The organism is Pseudomonas sp. 22526, from assembly GCF_052044735.1.
Lineage (GTDB): Bacteria > Pseudomonadota > Gammaproteobacteria > Pseudomonadales > Pseudomonadaceae > Aquipseudomonas > Aquipseudomonas piscium.
Window position 1 is genome coordinate 93207 of the sequence record NZ_JBQENK010000015.1, and the last position, 14610, is coordinate 107816.

Consider the following 14610-nt stretch of genomic DNA (forward strand, 5'->3'; position numbering starts at 1 on the left):
CCGGGCTTTTTATTGGCCGGCGATCAGTTGTTGGCTTTCCTCTCGGCCGCGTCCAGCTCCTTCAGGCGCTGGTCGATCGACTGGCACTTGTCCGGCAGATCCTTGCTGGCCGTGCTCAGGTCCATCTTCTGCAACTCGTCGTTGATCTCCTTGGCTGGCTCCGTATTCAAGGAGGAGATCTCTTCTGAAGGTGGGAGGTGATTTCGGGAATAACGCCTGGTTTGACGCTTGCTTGTTCCGAACGAAGACGGGGGAAAGACCAAGTCAGCCATTGGCAAAATCGACAGCCCAGGCAAGAACTTTCAGTCTCGGGCTCTGTTACTATTTCGCCCGCACGTCAGTTCGGCAGGGCTTTGGGGCCGCTGTTTCCACAGGTTCCGATGGCGGTCTGTCTCTCGTAACGCCTTGTGCGGAGCGTGCGTGCACATCACTTGGATTTCTAGAAGGCATCGCCCCTTGCGGTGCTTTCGATGCTCCTGTCTGTACCTGATTCCGAGGGGTGGAAGCCCCTTCGCCTATTCACCTGTCAAAGGATGATGGAGCTTTTGAACCAAGGCTCCACACTGGGAATACGCTCATGAACTACCTCGAACGCTCCATGTCCGCCCTCCGCTCGGTCGGTATCAACTTTCCCACCCAGGATGCACCCGTGCTGGCTCTGCTGGACAAGGTGTCGGTGTATGACGCCAACCGGGTGACCAATATCGCTGCCACCCTGCAACAGTCCACGGTCTTTAATGCCTCGGTGCGCGACAAGCTGCAGAGCATGGATATCAGTACCCGGTATGCCGACATCGCCGCCAGCTTCGATTCGATCCAGGCCGACGCGCAGCAGATGATGGAGTGGATGGCCGACGGCAAGCTGCAATTCTCCGAGCGCATCCAGCTGGCCTGGCTGAACATGCGCCGTGGGTCGATTCCGGATCGCTTCGAGGACATTCGCAAGAGTTATCTGGCGGTGGCGAAGTCGGCCAATGAGCAGATCCAGTTGGAAACCCTGATTCTGGAGGCTTATCAGGACTATCGGCTGGCCATGAAGACGGCCGAGGTCGATGCCTGTGAGGTGCAGAAGGTGGCTCAGGCGCAGCTCGATGCCGGGCGTAAGACCCTGGCGGATGCCGGCGCGGCGCTTGAGGTCGCCGAGCTGGAGGCGGCCGAGCGGGTGAAGCTGGAGTTGGCGCGGGATGTGGCGCTGCGCAATCTGCAGGACGAGGACAAGCGTTACCAGATCATCACCGACATCGCCGATCAGTTGAAGGCGGCCTACAACGCAGCCGAGCTGGTGTTTGCGCGTTTGAGCCAGTACCACTCGGTGAAGGAGCGTCTGTATCAGCGCGCCGTGAGCTTTTTCGCCACCAATGAAATCGTGCTCACCGGCCTGGCGGCGGGCTTCACGTCGTCCGGCGGGTTGGCCGAGGTCACCCAGACCCTCAATGCCATGAACGACGGCATAAACTCCAGCCTCGAGGCCCAGGCCAAGGTCGGCGGGGAGCAGCTCGAGGCCGCGCTCAAAGCGGGCTACGGGACCAACCTGAAAGTCAGTTCGGTCAAGGCTCTGGCCGAGGCGGTGGTCGACTTCCAGGCCAGCAGCCTGAGCCTGATCCAGGAGCTGCGCAAGGAGTCCGCTTCGGCGGCCGCCGAGATCGAGTCGATCACCGAGGACAGCAAACGTCGTTTCAGCGCACTCCTGCAAAAGGGACTCTAAGGTGAGCAGTGTCTCCCTCACCGAACAGATGGGGGCCATGGCCCTCATCGATGAGCTGCGGCACAGCCAGGCCGAGGTGCAGAAACATCTCGACCTGCCCAAGCACCGGCAATTGGTGGCTGAACGGGTTCGCGAGTTTTACCGCTCCAGGGGGATCGAGGTCGAGGACGCCCTGGTCGAGGAGGGCGTGCGCAATTTCTTTGCGGCCCGTTTTACCTACCAGTCCCCACCGCTCGGCTTCTGGTCAAGACTTCTGGCTGAGTTCTACATCAGTCGCAGTAAATGGCTCGGACCTGCGTCCGTCGCTTTTGTCGTGAGCGGGGTGGTGATATTCGGCTTTACTGCCTCGTCGAGTTTTTTGGGCGGGATGAAGACAAGTCTTGTCCAGGGCAAGGTCGACAGGGCCCAGGGGCTTGCACAAAGTGAGGCTGTGCAGCTTGGGCAACTGCAAAATCGCCTGTCTGCGCTTGAGGCCGATATGTTTGCGGCAAATGTGCCGGCAGCAGAGCGCATGTTCGAGCTGGCTAGAGAACGGCTGGATCGGGTTCGTGGCCTGATGCGGATCACACTCCCGTCGAAGGTCTCCGCCGAGAGCCGGAAAAATGACCTCGCACTGGTCGACCAGGCGAACAAGAGTTTGCAGCAAGGCACTGCTGATCTCCAGGCTGTCGAGGCTTGGTTGAATGACCTGTCGCAGCTCCTGGCTGCCGAAGCGAAATTGAGAGAGCTGCTGGCCTCTGCCCCGTACACCTCACTCAGCAGTACCTTCCCTGAATTGATGGCCAAGGCTGCCGATGCGCGATCCGCGCTGGACCATGCCGACACCCAAGGTGTGCCGGCGGCGCGGACAGCGGTCGATAAGCTGGGCGCCCTGATCCCCCGGATCAACATGATCAGCCCCTATCTCACCCGCTTGCAGGACGCACAGAATGGGGTCCGCAAGATGGGGTTGAGTACAGAGGACTTGGCTCAGTTTCAACCCCTGTTGGCAGCGGTGAATGAGGCTGTCTTGGGGTTGAATACGGCGGCAGCCGAGCATGGCCTGCAGGAGCTCGAACGACTGCGGACCGTCGCAGCCACGCCCTTGACCCTGGAAGTGGTCAGCCGTACCGGCGAGAAGTCGATGATCGAGCGCAACTATGACCCGACAGGGGGCAAGAGCTGGTACCTGCTGACCGAGGCCAGCGATGCCTCGGGCAATGTGGTGGCGGTCCCCATCACCAGCATCGAGAGCGGGGAACGGCGTTATGCCTCGATCTTTGGCGTGCGCGTCAGTCAGGCAACCTATCAGGCCGCCAAGAATGACAAGCTTCTGGATGGTCATGTCGATGATCGCTTGATGGGTAAAAAGGCTGCCAACTCGCTGACCTTTACCTTCGTTAAAGGGCCTGTCAAAACCAAACCTGATTACATCCTGGAGTGGTAATGAACTCGAGCAGCATGATTGCGTCCCTTGGCGAGAACTCTCGGCGATACGAGGCCGAACTGCGTAGGTTCCAGCTCGAGTTGTCCAATGCCCACGAGCAGGAGCTGCGCCTGCAACAACAGATCGCTGGCGTCTTTCCACAGATTGCCAACCTTCAGTTGGTCGGCGGGGCTCGGGTGTCGGACGAGGTTCAGCGTTTGCTGGATCAGCGGGAGCGGACCGAGTCCGGGTTGCGTGAGGAGTTGGCGGTGGCGGAGGCGGGGGTTGCCAAGCACCTGCAGGAGATGTCGAGGGTTTCCCAGGAGATCGAGCTCCTCGTTGCTGATGTCAACCGGCAGTTGATGGTAGAGCCAGCGTACCAACAGCAAGCTGCGATCCTCGCGGAGGCCGTCGAGCGCTGCAACGAGGCGGCTGCGTCTTACCAGGAGCTGCGTGATGAATGTCGCGGCAAGCTTCGGGTTTTTCAGACCGAGCCTCTGTACCTCTACTTGAAGGGCCGCGGGTTCGGTACGGATCGTTATGTTGGCCGAACGTTCTTTCGGGAATTGGATCGATGGATTGCCCGCCTGTGTAATTTCCCGCAGAACAATGGGATCGAGCAGAGCCTTCTGGCCATGCAGGAAGCCAATGAGGGCGCCCAGTGGCAACGGGACAGCCAGCGGGCCGTCCAGGAGGCCGAGCTGGCAAGGCTGTATCAGGAAGCCCTGGCTGGCACCCTGTTGTCGGTGCTGCAAGCGCGCCTGAAGACGGAGCGCGAGGCGGTGGAGGCCGGCAAGGCTCAGGCCAATGCCGTTCATGAGCGCCTGGGGCTGTTTGTCTCCAAGGGGGACGAGCATTTTGCTCAGGTTGCTGAATTGTTGTCCCGACAATTGGCCGAGATGAGTGATGCCAAGCTTGAGCATCTGGCCGGGCAGACAGCGACGCAGCAGGACGACGAGCTGGTGCAGAGGGTGCGTGATTTACGCGCTGAACTCGATGACCTGCGGCTGCGTGTGCCGTTCCTGGAGATGAAGTGCAGGGATACCGAGCGCGACTATGCGAAAGCCAAGCAGCTTGAGCGCGATCTGCAGTCGGGTGGGTATATCAGCAGTAGCTACAGCTATTCCGCAGGTATGAATCTTGACTCTCTGGTTGCCGGGTTCATGCAGGGCGCGCTGTCCCTCTCCCAAGTAGCGAATGAGGTGGGGAGCCATCGTCGCGCAAGCAGGCCGGCTCCGAGTTTTTGGAGCAGCGGTTCCAGTAGCGGCTCCAGCGGCAACTCGAGCAGCCGTTCCAGCAGCCGCCCGAGCAGTTCCTCGAGTAGTAGCTCAGGTTCCAGCAGCTCGTTCAGTTCTTCCCGATCGACGGGTGGGGGCGGGTTCTCTACCAGCGACAGTCTCTAGACCGAGCATTCCTGAGATGAAAAAAAACGGGGCAGCACGGTTGCCCCGTATCGTTTCGCCCAAACCCCGCGCGGCTTACAACGCCTTCACCGGAATACAGATCTCACACTCCAGTTCCCCCGTCTTCATATCGTATTTCGCCTCCACCGGATAACGCTCGAACGCTGGTCGGGCGTCGAACTGCATGCCGCTCTTGGGCAGCCAGTCGCGGCACAGTTCGGTCCAGGCGTCGGCGATGTCGGGGCCTTTGCCCTGGTAGTGGGCGACGGCGTAGAGGCCGCCGAGCAGGGTGGTGACGGTGGCGGGGGCGCTGGCCTTGAAGTCGGCGGGGACTTCGACGCAGGCGTCGTAGCGGCATTTTTCCGGTGGGGTGACGTAGGGATCGTCGTGGCCGATGCCGTACCGCACGCGGCCCAGCAGACCGTTCTCGACCATCCAGGGGGCGACGGTGTCGCGCCAGAAGGTGCCGATGCCCGGCCCGTAGGGGCCGATATAGCGCAGGTAGGCGACGCGGACCGGTGGCAGTTCCTTGAGGGTGACGTTCATCGTGAGCTCCTTCAGGTGAATGAAGGCGTCAGGATCGTCGAAGGCCGGGATGTGTGTCTGATCAGGATTGCTCAATTCGCGCAGGCGCCGTTCGCGGACGTCGCTGAGGCGGCGGTGCCAGCGTTTGGGTTCGGTGCTGCGCCAGGTACTCGGGGTGACCGAGAAATGCTGCTTGAACGCCCGGGAGAACGCTTCGCCGGAGCTGAAGCCGACTTCCAGCGCCACCTCCAGAATGCTCAGTTCCGGATGGCTGGCCAGCTGATAGGCGGCACAGGCCAGGCGGCGTCGGCGCAGATAGTCGCCCAGGGTTTCGCCGACCCAGGCGGTGAACAGGCGATGGAAGTGAAAGGGCGAAAAATGCGCGACCTGCGCGAGTTCGGCCAGCTCCAGCGGCTGGTCCAGGTGTTGGTCGATATACTCCAGCACCCGGTTCATGCGTTGGGTGTATTCGTGGAGGCTGTGATAGGCAGGGCTCATGGAGCCAAGTTTAGCCGGGGGCGAGACGGTGGGTTTGCGTCGGCCGGTTTTTTTGTCGTGACAGGACGGACGAGATCGCGAGCAAGCTCGCTCCTGCTGGGGCGGGCTTGTTCGTGATCGCGGTCTAGCGCTCAGGAGCCGCCATGGCAGCAACTGGCGGCCGGTTTGTCGTCATAACGATCGTGGTGCCTGACCCAATCCATGATCTGTTCTTCGTTGCGACCCCTGGGCGTCAGGTCCAGGTAGTTGTAGGCCCCCACCAGCAGGTCCAGGCCACGGGCGTAGGTGGAGTAGGTGTGGAAGATCTCGCCGTCTTCATTGCGGTAGAACACGCTGAGGCCGGGCAGCTCTTCTTCGGCGCCGTCGGTTTTTTCGTAGTTGTAGGTGGCGGTGCCGGCGGCGACCTCCTCGGGGCGGGCGCAGACCCCGAAGTCGTAGTTGAAATCACAGCCGACGGACGAGACCCAGTCGAACTTCCAGCCCATGCGCCGCTTGAACGCCTGGAATTCGGCGAAGGGCGCGTGGGATACCGCCACCAGCGCGATGTCGTGGTGGGCCAGGTGCTGGTTGGCGCCGTCGATGTGATCGCTGAGGAAGGAGCAGCCCGGGCAACCTTCGTCCCAGCCTTCGGCGAACATGAAGTGATAGACCACCAGCTGGCTGCGACCGCCGAACAGGTCGGCCAGGCTCATTTCGCCGTGGGGGCCCTGGAAGCGGTAGGGCTTGTCGATTTTTACCCAGGGCAGGGCACGCCGCTCGGCGCTGAGCTGGTCGCGTTGGCGGGTAAAGGTCTTTTCGTGGATGAGGTGCTGCTTGCGGGCCTGTATCCATTGTTCCCGGGATACGACCGGATGATCGTTGAGGTGCATGATGTCTTCTCCTGCGACAAAGGTGGCGCGGCGACAGTGCCTACACAGGCTAGTCGTTTCGCCCGCGGGCAGATCGACAGCCGCCGGACGGTCCCGCCCAACGGTCGCCCGCCTGTTCGAATTGGAGGAGGCTGAATCCGGATGGCGACTTATAACTGGGGTCTGAACTCAGGCCCCGTCATGGGGCGAGAGCACTTCAGGCGTTACTCCGGGCGTGTTTCTTTCATGCATTTCAACGCCTCGAACTCATTGCGCACGTTCTGCAGCTTGTTGCGCAGGTGTTCGCGCTGGGCGGGCGTGCTTTGGGCCATCACGTCCACCAGCAGGCTGCGCGCCGCCTGTTCGCTGTTGGCATAGGCCTGGCGATAAGCCGGTGTCCAGAAGCTTTCGCGATCCACCAGCAGGCGCTCGATGCGTTTGTCGAAGTCGCTGCTCTGGCGTTGCTCCAGCGCGGCACTGAACTGCGCCTGCCAGTTGGCCCGGTTGGCCAGCCAGAGCTGGTTCTGTTCGCCGAGGGAGGTTGACCAGTCCGCCACCCGCTGGGTCTGCTCGGGCGTGAGGGGGCCGAGCCAGGTAGTCAGGCGTTTGTCCATGCGTTCGGCGCGCAGTTTTATCTGTTGCTCCAGTGGCGGCTTGAGGTATTTGCTGCGGCGTTGGCGCATGTCCTTGGCGAAGGCCGCCTTCATTTCCGCGACCTGTCGGTCGTCCAGGCCTCGCAGCAACTCGATGGCCGACGGCGCGATCGCGCGGGCGGTCTGGGCAATGGCCTGCTTGGCTTCGCGGGTGAATTCTTGCAGCTCGGCATCGTTTACCTGATTGCGTTCGACCATCTGCTGCAGGCGGTCCAGGTAGTCCAGGTAGTTGGGCAACTGTGTGCTGCAGTGCCAGCTCAGGTGTTCCTTGAGGCGATCGTTGAACCAGATTTTCTGCTCGCGGTTCATTTCCAGGTAGTCGTTGAGCGTCCAGGGAATGATCACATCGAGGTTGCGGTAAGCCAGGCCGACACGGTTGCAGGAGGTCAGCACCAGGCTTAACAGCAAGAACAGGGTGAGGTGTTGCAACCGACGCGACATGGCAAGTCCTTGCGAAGGCCTGGGTTTGTAAGGCATGGGTTTCTGATCTGAACCCGGAAAGCTTCCGGCCGTTCAGCCGCTCAATAGAACGAATGCTCGGCCTTGAAGGTGAGCAGCCCGTCGCATTGCGCGTTATGTCCAGAATAGGCCGAACAATCGCTGCCGTTGAGGTTGGAGTCGCTGTAGATCAGTTTCAGGTCGATGCCCATCCAGGGACGGGAGAACTTGATCGACCAGTCGTTGAAGCTGCTGACGTAGCCGTTGCTCACTGAAGCCGGGTTGCCCAACTGATAAGTGGTGTACTTGATGCTGACGCCGATGCCGAAGGGCTGGTTGCCGCCCAGGTCGGCGAACAGGGTGCTGTTGCGCTTGTCCGGGTCCTGGCTGAAGGCGGCGCCGAAGCGGCTGCCCAGCAGCGTCAGGCCGCCGTAGAACTCCTGGCTGTCCTGCGGGGCCAGTTGCGGGTAGTTGTAGTGGATCATCCCCAGCTCATAACCCAGGGTCTGATCGAAGGGACGCTTGAAGCCCAGGTAGGAGTCCACTTCCAGGTCGCTCTCGCCCAGGCCCATGCTCGGCGACCACTGGCCGATGTACCAGCCGCTGTCGTGGGTCAGGTCCAGGCCGCCATGGAACGAACCGCTGGCCGAGGGTTTGACCAGGCCCTGGGCCATGCTGCGGCTGGGGGTGCTGCTGAGCTTGAGGTCGAAATCCCCCAGTTCGCGCTGGAAGATCTGCCCGTGGACCCAGGGGCTGGCGAGGAGGCTGGCAAGCAGCACATGGGAGGGTTTGAGCATGCTTCACTCCATGAAATGCAAGGAGCAGGAACTGCGGAACCTACTGAAATGCCCGATCTAGACGTGTGCAAGGATACCGGCGAAACCTCGGGGATGAGGGCCGTTCGTCGATTTTTACAGGAGGGGAAGGATCAGAACTCTAGTCCTAGCGCCTTGAGGTTCAAAGCGCATAGGGACCAGGAGGTATTGCGGGGGATTACTTCTTGCCCAGGCTGATCTGCTTGGACGGGCCGAAAGTCTGGCCGCTGACGCCTTTGGCAATTTGCTGGATCTCGCCGCCGGACTTCAGGAAAGCAGCAATCTGATCGTTGATCGATTCGCTGGTTTCAACGGCTGGAGCTGGCTTTGCTTTGCTGTTGGATGCTTTTACACGCATGGCGGCCATTAACCTTCAGAAAATTAATTTGGCCAGCCATCATACATGAAATGCTTGACAATTGCTTGGTAAATATCCTCCTGAAATAACAGCGGAAAAACTCCCGAATATTCCTAAGTTGATCTCGGGAATATCCCCATAAGCTGCTGTTTTAAATAAAGACAATGGCACAAACAAAGGCTTGCTCGGCGGCGCTGAGGCAAAAGTCGCTGCCGGCTGGCCTGACGGGCGGAACCCGTTGCTGGCGCAAAGCCATAAAAATCAAGGCATTCAGGAAAATATCCACTGCTATCCGGCGACTCGGGCCAACCAGGCCCGGAAAACCGGGTAGAATGCCGCCCACGCAATGAGGGTATTGGAAATGGCTTTAGTCGGGCGCTACAACAGTTTGCAAGTGGTTAAACACACTAACTTCGGTTTATATCTGGACGGCGGGGCGGACGGCGAAATATTGCTGCCCAATCGTTATATTCCCAAGGATATTCCCAGTGAAGATGAAGACTGGTTGAATGTTTTTGTTTATCTGGATAGCGCCGACAAGTTAATTGCAACTACCGAAAAACCAAAAGTTCAAGTCGGTGAGTTCGCCAGTCTTAAAGTCGTGGAAGTTAACAGCATCGGTGTATTCCTCGACTGGGGCCTACCCAAGGACCTGCTGCTGCCGTACTCCGAGGAAAAGCGTCAGCTGACCGCCGGCGAGTATTGCGTGGTGCACGTCTACCTCGACAAACACACCCGCCGCATCACCGCCACGGCCCGCCTGGACCGCTACCTGGACAAGGCTCCGGTGACCTACAAGGTTGGCCAGGAAGTCGATCTGCTGGTGGCCGAGAGCACCGACATGGGCTTCAAGGCGATCATCAACAACAAGCACTGGGGCCTGATTCACAAGAACGAAGTGTTCAAGTTCCTGCGTCCGGGCAAACAGGAAAAGGGCTTCATCAAAGAGATCCGTGCCGACGGCAAGATCAGCCTCAGCCTGCAACCGGTGGGCGAAGAACTGGCCAGCAGCCTGAACGCCAAGATCCTCGCCAAGTTGCGGGAAAACAACGGCACCCTGCCGGTCAGCGACAAGAGCGATCCGACGGTGATCAGTGGCCTGTTCGGGGTCAGCAAGGGCAACTTCAAGAAGGCCATAGGTGCCTTGTACAAGAACGGCCAGATCGTTATTCATGCCGACCGCATTGAACTGACCTGAGTATTCGTTCTCTCGAAGCTCTTTTTCGGGCATGTTTTTCTGTCCGTTTGGTTGATAATCGACAGCACATCCATTCTTCGCCCCGGACCTGTTCCGGGGCTTTGTCGTTTCTATCGAGTAACTGCCATGTCCATGAATCTGCCTGAGGGGCTGCGGTGAGCATCGAACGGCGTAGCGCCGATGGTTTCGCCCTGCAAGTGATGTTGGGGCTGTGCCTGATCTGGGGCGTGCAGCAGGTGATGATCAAGTGGGCCGCGGCGGATATCGCGCCGGTGATGCAGGCCGCCGCCCGCTCGGGCATCTCGGCGCTGCTGGTGGCCCTGCTGATGTGCTGGAAGGGCGGCTGGTCGCAGATCGGCAGCACCTGGCGCGGCGGTTTGCTGGCCGGCGGCCTGTTCGGCCTGGAGTTCCTGTTTATCGCCGAAGGCCTCAAGCTCACCAGCGCCGCGCATATGTCGGTGTTTCTCTATACCGCGCCGATCTTCACCGCGCTGGGGGTGAACTGGCTGCTGCCCAGCGAGCGCCTCAGGCCCCTGCAATGGCTGGGGATCCTGCTGGCGTTCGTCGGCATCGGCGTTGCCTTCGCCGGCGGCATCTCGCTGGATAACCTGGACACGCGCATGCTGCTGGGCGACGCCCTGGGCGTGCTGGCCGGCCTGGCCTGGGGCGCGACCACTGTGGTGGTGCGCGCGTCGCGCCTGTCCGAGGCGCCGGCGACCCTGACCCTGTTCTATCAGTTGATCGTCGGCTTTGTCGGCCTGCTGCTGATTGCCGCGCTGAGCGGCCAGGTCACCCATGTCAGCCTGACCCCGGTGGCGGTGGCCAGCGTGCTGTTCCAGGGGCTGGTGGTGTCCTTTTTCAGCTACCTGACCTGGTTCTGGCTGCTGCGCCGTTACCTGGCCGCCAACCTGGCGGTGTTTTCCTTTATGACGCCGCTGTTCGGCGTCACCTTCGGGGTCCTGTTGCTGGACGAACCCCTGAGCCTCAACTTCGTGATCGGCGCGGTGCTGGTGTTGCTGGGCATCACCTTCGTCAGCGCCGAGCAGTGGCTGCGCCGGCGGATCCGCAGCCTGCTGTAACCCCAGGCTCAGGCGGTGGCGTGGCATTCCCGGGCAAGCGGTTGTTGCCTCAACAGCAAGACCCCCGCCAGCAGCAGGCTGCTGCCGGCGACGATCAGCGCCGGTTGCAGGCCACCACTGAAATGGCTGCTCAGGGCCGCCAGCAGTGGCCCGCTCAACTGGCCCATGGCGAAGCAGGCCGTGAGCAAACCGGCGTTGCGCTGAGTGGCGTGGGGCGCCAGTTCCCGCGAGCGCTGCATCACCAGTTGCATGCAGGCCAGGAACGGCGTGCCGCAGAGCATCACCCCCAGCGCCAGGCCGGCGCCATTGCCCAGCAGACAGGCGAAGACCCCAATGGCTTGCAGCCATAAGGTCGCCATCAGCCAGTGCCGGGTGGCGTTCGGGCTGTGTCGGCGCAGGCTGACCAGCCCCACCCCCACGGCCGCCGCCAGGCCGAAGCACGGCCAGAACAGGTCGGCCTGCCATTGCCCTTGAAAACGCGCGCTGGCCATCTGTGACAGGAAGGTCGCCGGGATGATGTAACCCAGGCCGTACAGCGCATAAACCAGCCCGAGGCGGGGGATGCCGGCGTGATTCGAGGCCTGTGGCATCTGCGCGGTCAGTGCGGTCAGTGCGGGCGTGGCGGGTTGCGGCAGGGTCGGCAGGATTGCCAGCAGCATCAGCAGGGCGGCCGCGGCGTATACCAGCCACAGGGTCGCGGAGCTTTGCCCCAGCAGGTTCGAGCCCAGGGCCAGCAGGCCGGTGAGGAAAATCCCCAGCCCGGGCCCGGCAAACACCAGGGCGCCCAGGCGTGGCCGACCGGCGGCGTGTGCCAGGGGTTGGCTCAGGGCGGCGATCATCACCATCACCCAGGCACTGGCCACGCCGGTGCCGAAGCGCAATACCGAATGCGCCCAGAAGCCGCCGGCCCAGAACGAGGCCAGGGTCAACAACACGCACAGCCACAGCCCGCCCAGCAGCCGCCGGCGAACCTGGGCCGGGCGGCGGGCGCACATGGCATCCAGCGCACCGATGAAATACCCCAGGTAGTTGGCGGCGGCGATCAGGCCGGTGTCGGTCAGGTCGACCAGGCCCTCGCTCAGCAGGTGCGGCAGTTGCGGGGTGAGGGCGAAGCGACCAATACCCATGGCCATCATCAGGGCGATGAAACTGGCGAGTAAGCGAATCAGTGGTGACATGGTCCGGGCTCCGTCGAAGAGACAATGACCGTCAGGCTAGGACTGATTGACTTTCTATAAAAATGAATAATATTAAGTAACTTGTTCGTTTTTGGAGAATATCCGTGGAGTTCAGCCAGCTGCGCATCTTCCAGGCGGTCGCCGAGGAAGGTTCCATCACCCGGGCGGCCGAGCGCCTGCATCGGGTGCCGTCCAACCTGTCGACGCGGCTCAAACAACTGGAAGAGCAACTGGGGGTCGAGCTGTTTCTGCGGGAACGGCAGCGGCTGCAACTGTCGCCGGCGGGCAAGGTGCTGCTCGATTACGCCGCGCGTCTGTTCGCCCTGCGCGATGAGGCCCATGGGGCGGTGCAGGGCGGTCAGCCTGCCGGGGATTTCGTGCTGGGCACCATGTACAGCACGGCGGCGATTCAATTGCCGGCGCTGCTGGCGCGTTACCACCGCGCCTACCCGGCGGTGAACCTGCAGGTGCAATCGGCGCCCAGCAGCGAGTTGCTCGAAGGCTTGCTGGCCGGGCGCCTGGATGCGGTGCTGGTGGACGGTCCGCTGGAGCTGGCCAGCCTGGACGGGGTGCCGCTGTGCGATGAAAAGCTGGTGTTGATCAGCGAAGCGGATCACCCGCCGATCCGCAGCGCCCGGGATGTCGAAGGACGCGCGGTATTCACCTTTCGCCGCGGCTGTTCGTACCGCCTGCGCCTGGAGTCCTGGTTCGCCCATGACCATGCGGCCATGGGGCGGGCGATAGAAATCGAGTCCTATCAGGGGATGTTGGCCTGCGTGATTGCCGGGTCCGGGGTGGCGCTGATGTCGGAGTCGATGCTCGCCAGTCTGCCCGGCCGCGAGAGCGTGGCGGCCCATCCGCTGGCCGAGCCGTTCGCCAGCGCCACTACCTGGTTGATGTGGCGCAAGGGCATGCTCGGCGCCAACCTCAATGCCTGGATCGAGCTGCAACAGGCGAGTCAGACGGATCAGCGGGCGACGGCCTGAAACGGGCTGGCTGATTCAGATTAATCCGGTAACAGATCATTGCCATCCAGGTTGAGCAATGCGCGGAACTTAGCGCTATTATCAGAGCTGAGCGGCTCCAGAACCCTGCCGCTGGGCACGACCCTTAAGGGGGGCACTATGAAAGAGAAACTGCAAAACTGGCTTCACGACCTCGGGGTCGCACTGGGACTGATCGAGCCGCCATTGCAGCCGGTGCCAATTCGCACAGACGATGAGCAACGACGTCGGCAACAGCGTCGCCGCTAACCATCGACTCGGGAGTGGGGCAGGCATCCAGCCTGCTCCCGTCACTTTTCAGCCGCGCGAGGGCAGGTTCACTCGCGAACGGTTGCCGCCTTTTGATCCAACCCGCCAATGGCGCCCAGCGCCGTGAAGTCTTTAGCGCCGTGAAATCGTCAGCAGAAACCGGCTCAGGTCGTTGGCGCTGTTCGCCGCCTTGAGCATCTGGTCTTCTTCGTGGGTGAAGGCGGTCACTCCAAACTCATCTTCCAGGTGGAAGATCAGGTCTTCGATATCCTGCTTGTCCAACCCCAATTCCTGCAGACTCAGGTCGTCGGAAAATCCGTCATTGTCATCCAGCAGGCGGCTGATGAAGTCATGCACGGCTTGTCGGATTTGGGCTCTATTCATGTCGCTCTTTTCGCCAGGGGCCTGCGCATGGTCTTTGAAGCGGGCGGGATTGTGTGCAGTACAGCACAGCTTCAGGGGTGCCGACGGATCCAATCCTCGATCATCGCGCGCAACTGCGCCCCCGAAAAACTGCCGAAATGGCCACCGTGCACAGTACGCACCGGCAGCTGGTACAGGCGTTCCAGGCTGGCGGCGTAGTCCTCCAGGTTGGAGTGGTAGGCGTCTTCGACCAGCGGGCCGTCGTAGATGATGTCGCCGCTGAACAGGGTGCCGCTGGCCGCTTCCCAGAGGCTGATACCGCCGGGGGAATGACCGGGTGTGTGCAGCACCTGAAGGCTACGGTTGCCCAGGTCGAGCACGTCGCCTTCCTCGATCAGGCGCGTCGCCGGGGCGGCCTTGACCCGATATTCGGCGTAGCACAGCGGGCAATCCGGGTGGGCCTCGAACATCTCGTCGCCGACATAGGCGGCAGACAGGGTATTGGCGCCGTCGGGCGCAGCGAGGATCTGTGCTTCGGCCGGGTGTACCAGGCGTTCGGGGAATTCGTGATGCCCGGCGATATGGTCGAAATGGCAATGGCTGGCCACCGCCAGCAAGGGCCGTTCGGTAAGCCAGGGCAACTGCTCGCGCAAGCTGACCAGACCGGAGCCGCTGTCCAGTAGCAGGTCCCGGTCGCGGCCCTGGATATGCCACAGGTTGCAGCGATAGAACGGCCGGATATAGGGCTCGTGGATCAGCCGAATCCCGTCGCTCAGGCTTCTGACTTCGAACCAGCGGTCGCGGCTGACAATCTTCATCGACTTTCCTCCAGGCGAAAAAAAACGGGTGCAGCCACCGACGCTGCACCCGCCGAAGAAAAATGTACGGCGT

Annotated in this window: 17 protein-coding genes; 7 read left to right on the forward strand and 10 right to left on the reverse strand. The window is 61.5% G+C overall.

Translation table 11 applies throughout. From position 1 onward, the window contains the following. Nucleotides 1-23: 23 nt before the first annotated feature. Nucleotides 24-170, reverse strand: a complete 147-nt coding sequence (locus ACTJKT_RS22090; protein WP_440788616.1) for a hypothetical protein — start codon at nt 168-170, stop codon at nt 24-26. Nucleotides 171-577: 407 nt separating this feature from the next. On the opposite strand from ACTJKT_RS22090, the gene ACTJKT_RS22095 reads away from it, so the two are divergent. The 3 genes from ACTJKT_RS22095 to ACTJKT_RS22105 are packed head-to-tail and all read left to right on the forward strand — an operon-like array spanning nt 578 to nt 4513. Continuing rightward, complete coding sequence (locus ACTJKT_RS22095) at nt 578-1705, forward strand: merozoite surface protein 3b (RefSeq protein ID WP_440788576.1); 1128 nt, start codon at nt 578-580, stop codon at nt 1703-1705. Between the two features lies 1 nt (nt 1706). Then, nucleotides 1707-3131 carry a DUF6384 family protein gene (locus ACTJKT_RS22100; protein WP_440788577.1) on the forward strand — a complete coding sequence of 475 codons (1425 nt, stop codon included), beginning with the start codon at nt 1707-1709 and terminating at the stop codon, nt 3129-3131. After that, entirely contained in the window at nt 3131-4513 is a 1383-nt protein-coding gene (locus tag ACTJKT_RS22105) for a hypothetical protein (RefSeq protein WP_440788578.1), read from the forward strand. Before ACTJKT_RS22100 ends, ACTJKT_RS22105 begins: the two co-directional genes overlap by 1 nt. 75 nt (nt 4514-4588) lie before the next feature. Here ACTJKT_RS22105 and ACTJKT_RS22110 read toward each other — a convergent pair whose 3' ends face one another. The 6 genes from ACTJKT_RS22110 to ACTJKT_RS22135 all read right to left on the reverse strand — a co-directional run bounded on the left by ACTJKT_RS22110 (nt 4589) and on the right by ACTJKT_RS22135 (nt 8934). Then, entirely contained in the window at nt 4589-5536 is a 948-nt protein-coding gene (locus ACTJKT_RS22110) for an AraC family transcriptional regulator (protein WP_440788579.1), read from the reverse strand. Nucleotides 5537-5667: 131 nt separating this feature from the next. Beyond that, on the reverse strand, nt 5668-6405 hold the full coding sequence (locus tag ACTJKT_RS22115) for a DUF899 domain-containing protein (protein ID WP_440788580.1): 738 nt from the start codon (nt 6403-6405) through the stop codon (nt 5668-5670). 203 nt (nt 6406-6608) lie between these two features. After that, complete coding sequence (locus tag ACTJKT_RS22120) at nt 6609-7478, reverse strand: DUF6279 family lipoprotein (protein ID WP_440788581.1); 870 nt, start codon at nt 7476-7478, stop codon at nt 6609-6611. An 80-nt stretch (nt 7479-7558) separates the two neighbouring features. Further along, nucleotides 7559-8272: a TorF family putative porin gene (locus ACTJKT_RS22125; RefSeq protein ID WP_440788582.1), complete on the reverse strand. Its 714-nt coding sequence runs from the start codon at nt 8270-8272 to the stop codon at nt 7559-7561. Nucleotides 8273-8468: 196 nt separating this feature from the next. Next, a complete protein-coding gene (locus tag ACTJKT_RS22130; RefSeq protein ID WP_016702300.1) occupies nt 8469-8657 on the reverse strand; it encodes a hypothetical protein in 189 nt (62 codons plus the stop codon). Between the two features lie 142 nt (nt 8658-8799). Next, nucleotides 8800-8934 (reverse strand): hypothetical protein, encoded by a 135-nt coding sequence (locus tag ACTJKT_RS22135; protein ID WP_440788583.1) that lies wholly within the window; start codon nt 8932-8934, stop codon nt 8800-8802. A gap of 75 nt (nt 8935-9009) precedes the next feature. Here ACTJKT_RS22135 and ACTJKT_RS22140 point away from each other — a divergent pair, with 75 nt between their 5' ends. After that, nucleotides 9010-9846, forward strand: a complete 837-nt coding sequence (locus ACTJKT_RS22140) for a CvfB family protein (RefSeq protein WP_023968236.1) — start codon at nt 9010-9012, stop codon at nt 9844-9846. 155 nt (nt 9847-10001) lie between these two features. Beyond that, nucleotides 10002-10925 carry a DMT family transporter gene (locus tag ACTJKT_RS22145; protein ID WP_025805120.1) on the forward strand — a complete coding sequence of 308 codons (924 nt, stop codon included), beginning with the start codon at nt 10002-10004 and terminating at the stop codon, nt 10923-10925. 8 nt (nt 10926-10933) lie between these two features. Here the strand turns inward: ACTJKT_RS22145 and ACTJKT_RS22150 are convergent, their stop codons facing one another. Next, nucleotides 10934-12103 (reverse strand): MFS transporter, encoded by a 1170-nt coding sequence (locus tag ACTJKT_RS22150; RefSeq protein ID WP_440788584.1) that lies wholly within the window; start codon nt 12101-12103, stop codon nt 10934-10936. A 104-nt stretch (nt 12104-12207) separates the two neighbouring features. On the opposite strand from ACTJKT_RS22150, the gene ptrR reads away from it, so the two are divergent. Together ptrR and ACTJKT_RS22160 are read left to right on the forward strand one after the other, a co-directional pair. After that, entirely contained in the window at nt 12208-13089 is an 882-nt protein-coding gene (gene ptrR / locus ACTJKT_RS22155; RefSeq protein WP_025805122.1) for a putrescine utilization regulator PtrR, read from the forward strand. 138 nt (nt 13090-13227) lie between these two features. After that, nucleotides 13228-13356 (forward strand): PA1414 family protein, encoded by a 129-nt coding sequence (locus ACTJKT_RS22160; protein WP_009042667.1) that lies wholly within the window; start codon nt 13228-13230, stop codon nt 13354-13356. A 132-nt stretch (nt 13357-13488) separates the two neighbouring features. Here ACTJKT_RS22160 and ACTJKT_RS22165 read toward each other — a convergent pair whose 3' ends face one another. Both ACTJKT_RS22165 and ACTJKT_RS22170 read right to left on the reverse strand, forming a co-directional pair. Further along, entirely contained in the window at nt 13489-13740 is a 252-nt protein-coding gene (locus ACTJKT_RS22165) for an acyl carrier protein (RefSeq protein ID WP_440788585.1), read from the reverse strand. 71 nt (nt 13741-13811) lie between these two features. Continuing rightward, complete coding sequence (locus tag ACTJKT_RS22170) at nt 13812-14537, reverse strand: MBL fold metallo-hydrolase (RefSeq protein WP_210475134.1); 726 nt, start codon at nt 14535-14537, stop codon at nt 13812-13814. Nucleotides 14538-14610 lie beyond the last annotated feature (73 nt).

Excerpts from the sequence above, each read along its gene's own strand:
- ACTJKT_RS22170 (WP_210475134.1), bottom strand. The coding sequence starts at position 14,537 with ATGAAGATTGTCAGCCGCGACCGCTGGTTCGAAGTCAGAAGCCTGAGC.
- ACTJKT_RS22140 (WP_023968236.1), top strand. The coding sequence starts at position 9,010 with ATGGCTTTAGTCGGGCGCTACAACAGTTTGCAAGTGGTTAAACACACT.
- ACTJKT_RS22165 (WP_440788585.1), bottom strand. The coding sequence starts at position 13,740 with ATGAATAGAGCCCAAATCCGACAAGCCGTGCATGACTTCATCAGCCGC.
- ACTJKT_RS22130 (WP_016702300.1), bottom strand. The coding sequence starts at position 8,657 with ATGGCCGCCATGCGTGTAAAAGCATCCAACAGCAAAGCAAAGCCAGCT.
- ACTJKT_RS22120 (WP_440788581.1), bottom strand. The coding sequence starts at position 7,478 with ATGTCGCGTCGGTTGCAACACCTCACCCTGTTCTTGCTGTTAAGCCTG.
- ACTJKT_RS22125 (WP_440788582.1), bottom strand. The coding sequence starts at position 8,272 with ATGCTCAAACCCTCCCATGTGCTGCTTGCCAGCCTCCTCGCCAGCCCC.
- ACTJKT_RS22110 (WP_440788579.1), bottom strand. The coding sequence starts at position 5,536 with ATGAGCCCTGCCTATCACAGCCTCCACGAATACACCCAACGCATGAAC.
- ACTJKT_RS22160 (WP_009042667.1), top strand. The coding sequence starts at position 13,228 with ATGAAAGAGAAACTGCAAAACTGGCTTCACGACCTCGGGGTCGCACTG.
- ACTJKT_RS22105 (WP_440788578.1), top strand. The coding sequence starts at position 3,131 with ATGAACTCGAGCAGCATGATTGCGTCCCTTGGCGAGAACTCTCGGCGA.
- ACTJKT_RS22115 (WP_440788580.1), bottom strand. The coding sequence starts at position 6,405 with ATGCACCTCAACGATCATCCGGTCGTATCCCGGGAACAATGGATACAG.
- ACTJKT_RS22095 (WP_440788576.1), top strand. The coding sequence starts at position 578 with ATGAACTACCTCGAACGCTCCATGTCCGCCCTCCGCTCGGTCGGTATC.
- ACTJKT_RS22150 (WP_440788584.1), bottom strand. The coding sequence starts at position 12,103 with ATGTCACCACTGATTCGCTTACTCGCCAGTTTCATCGCCCTGATGATG.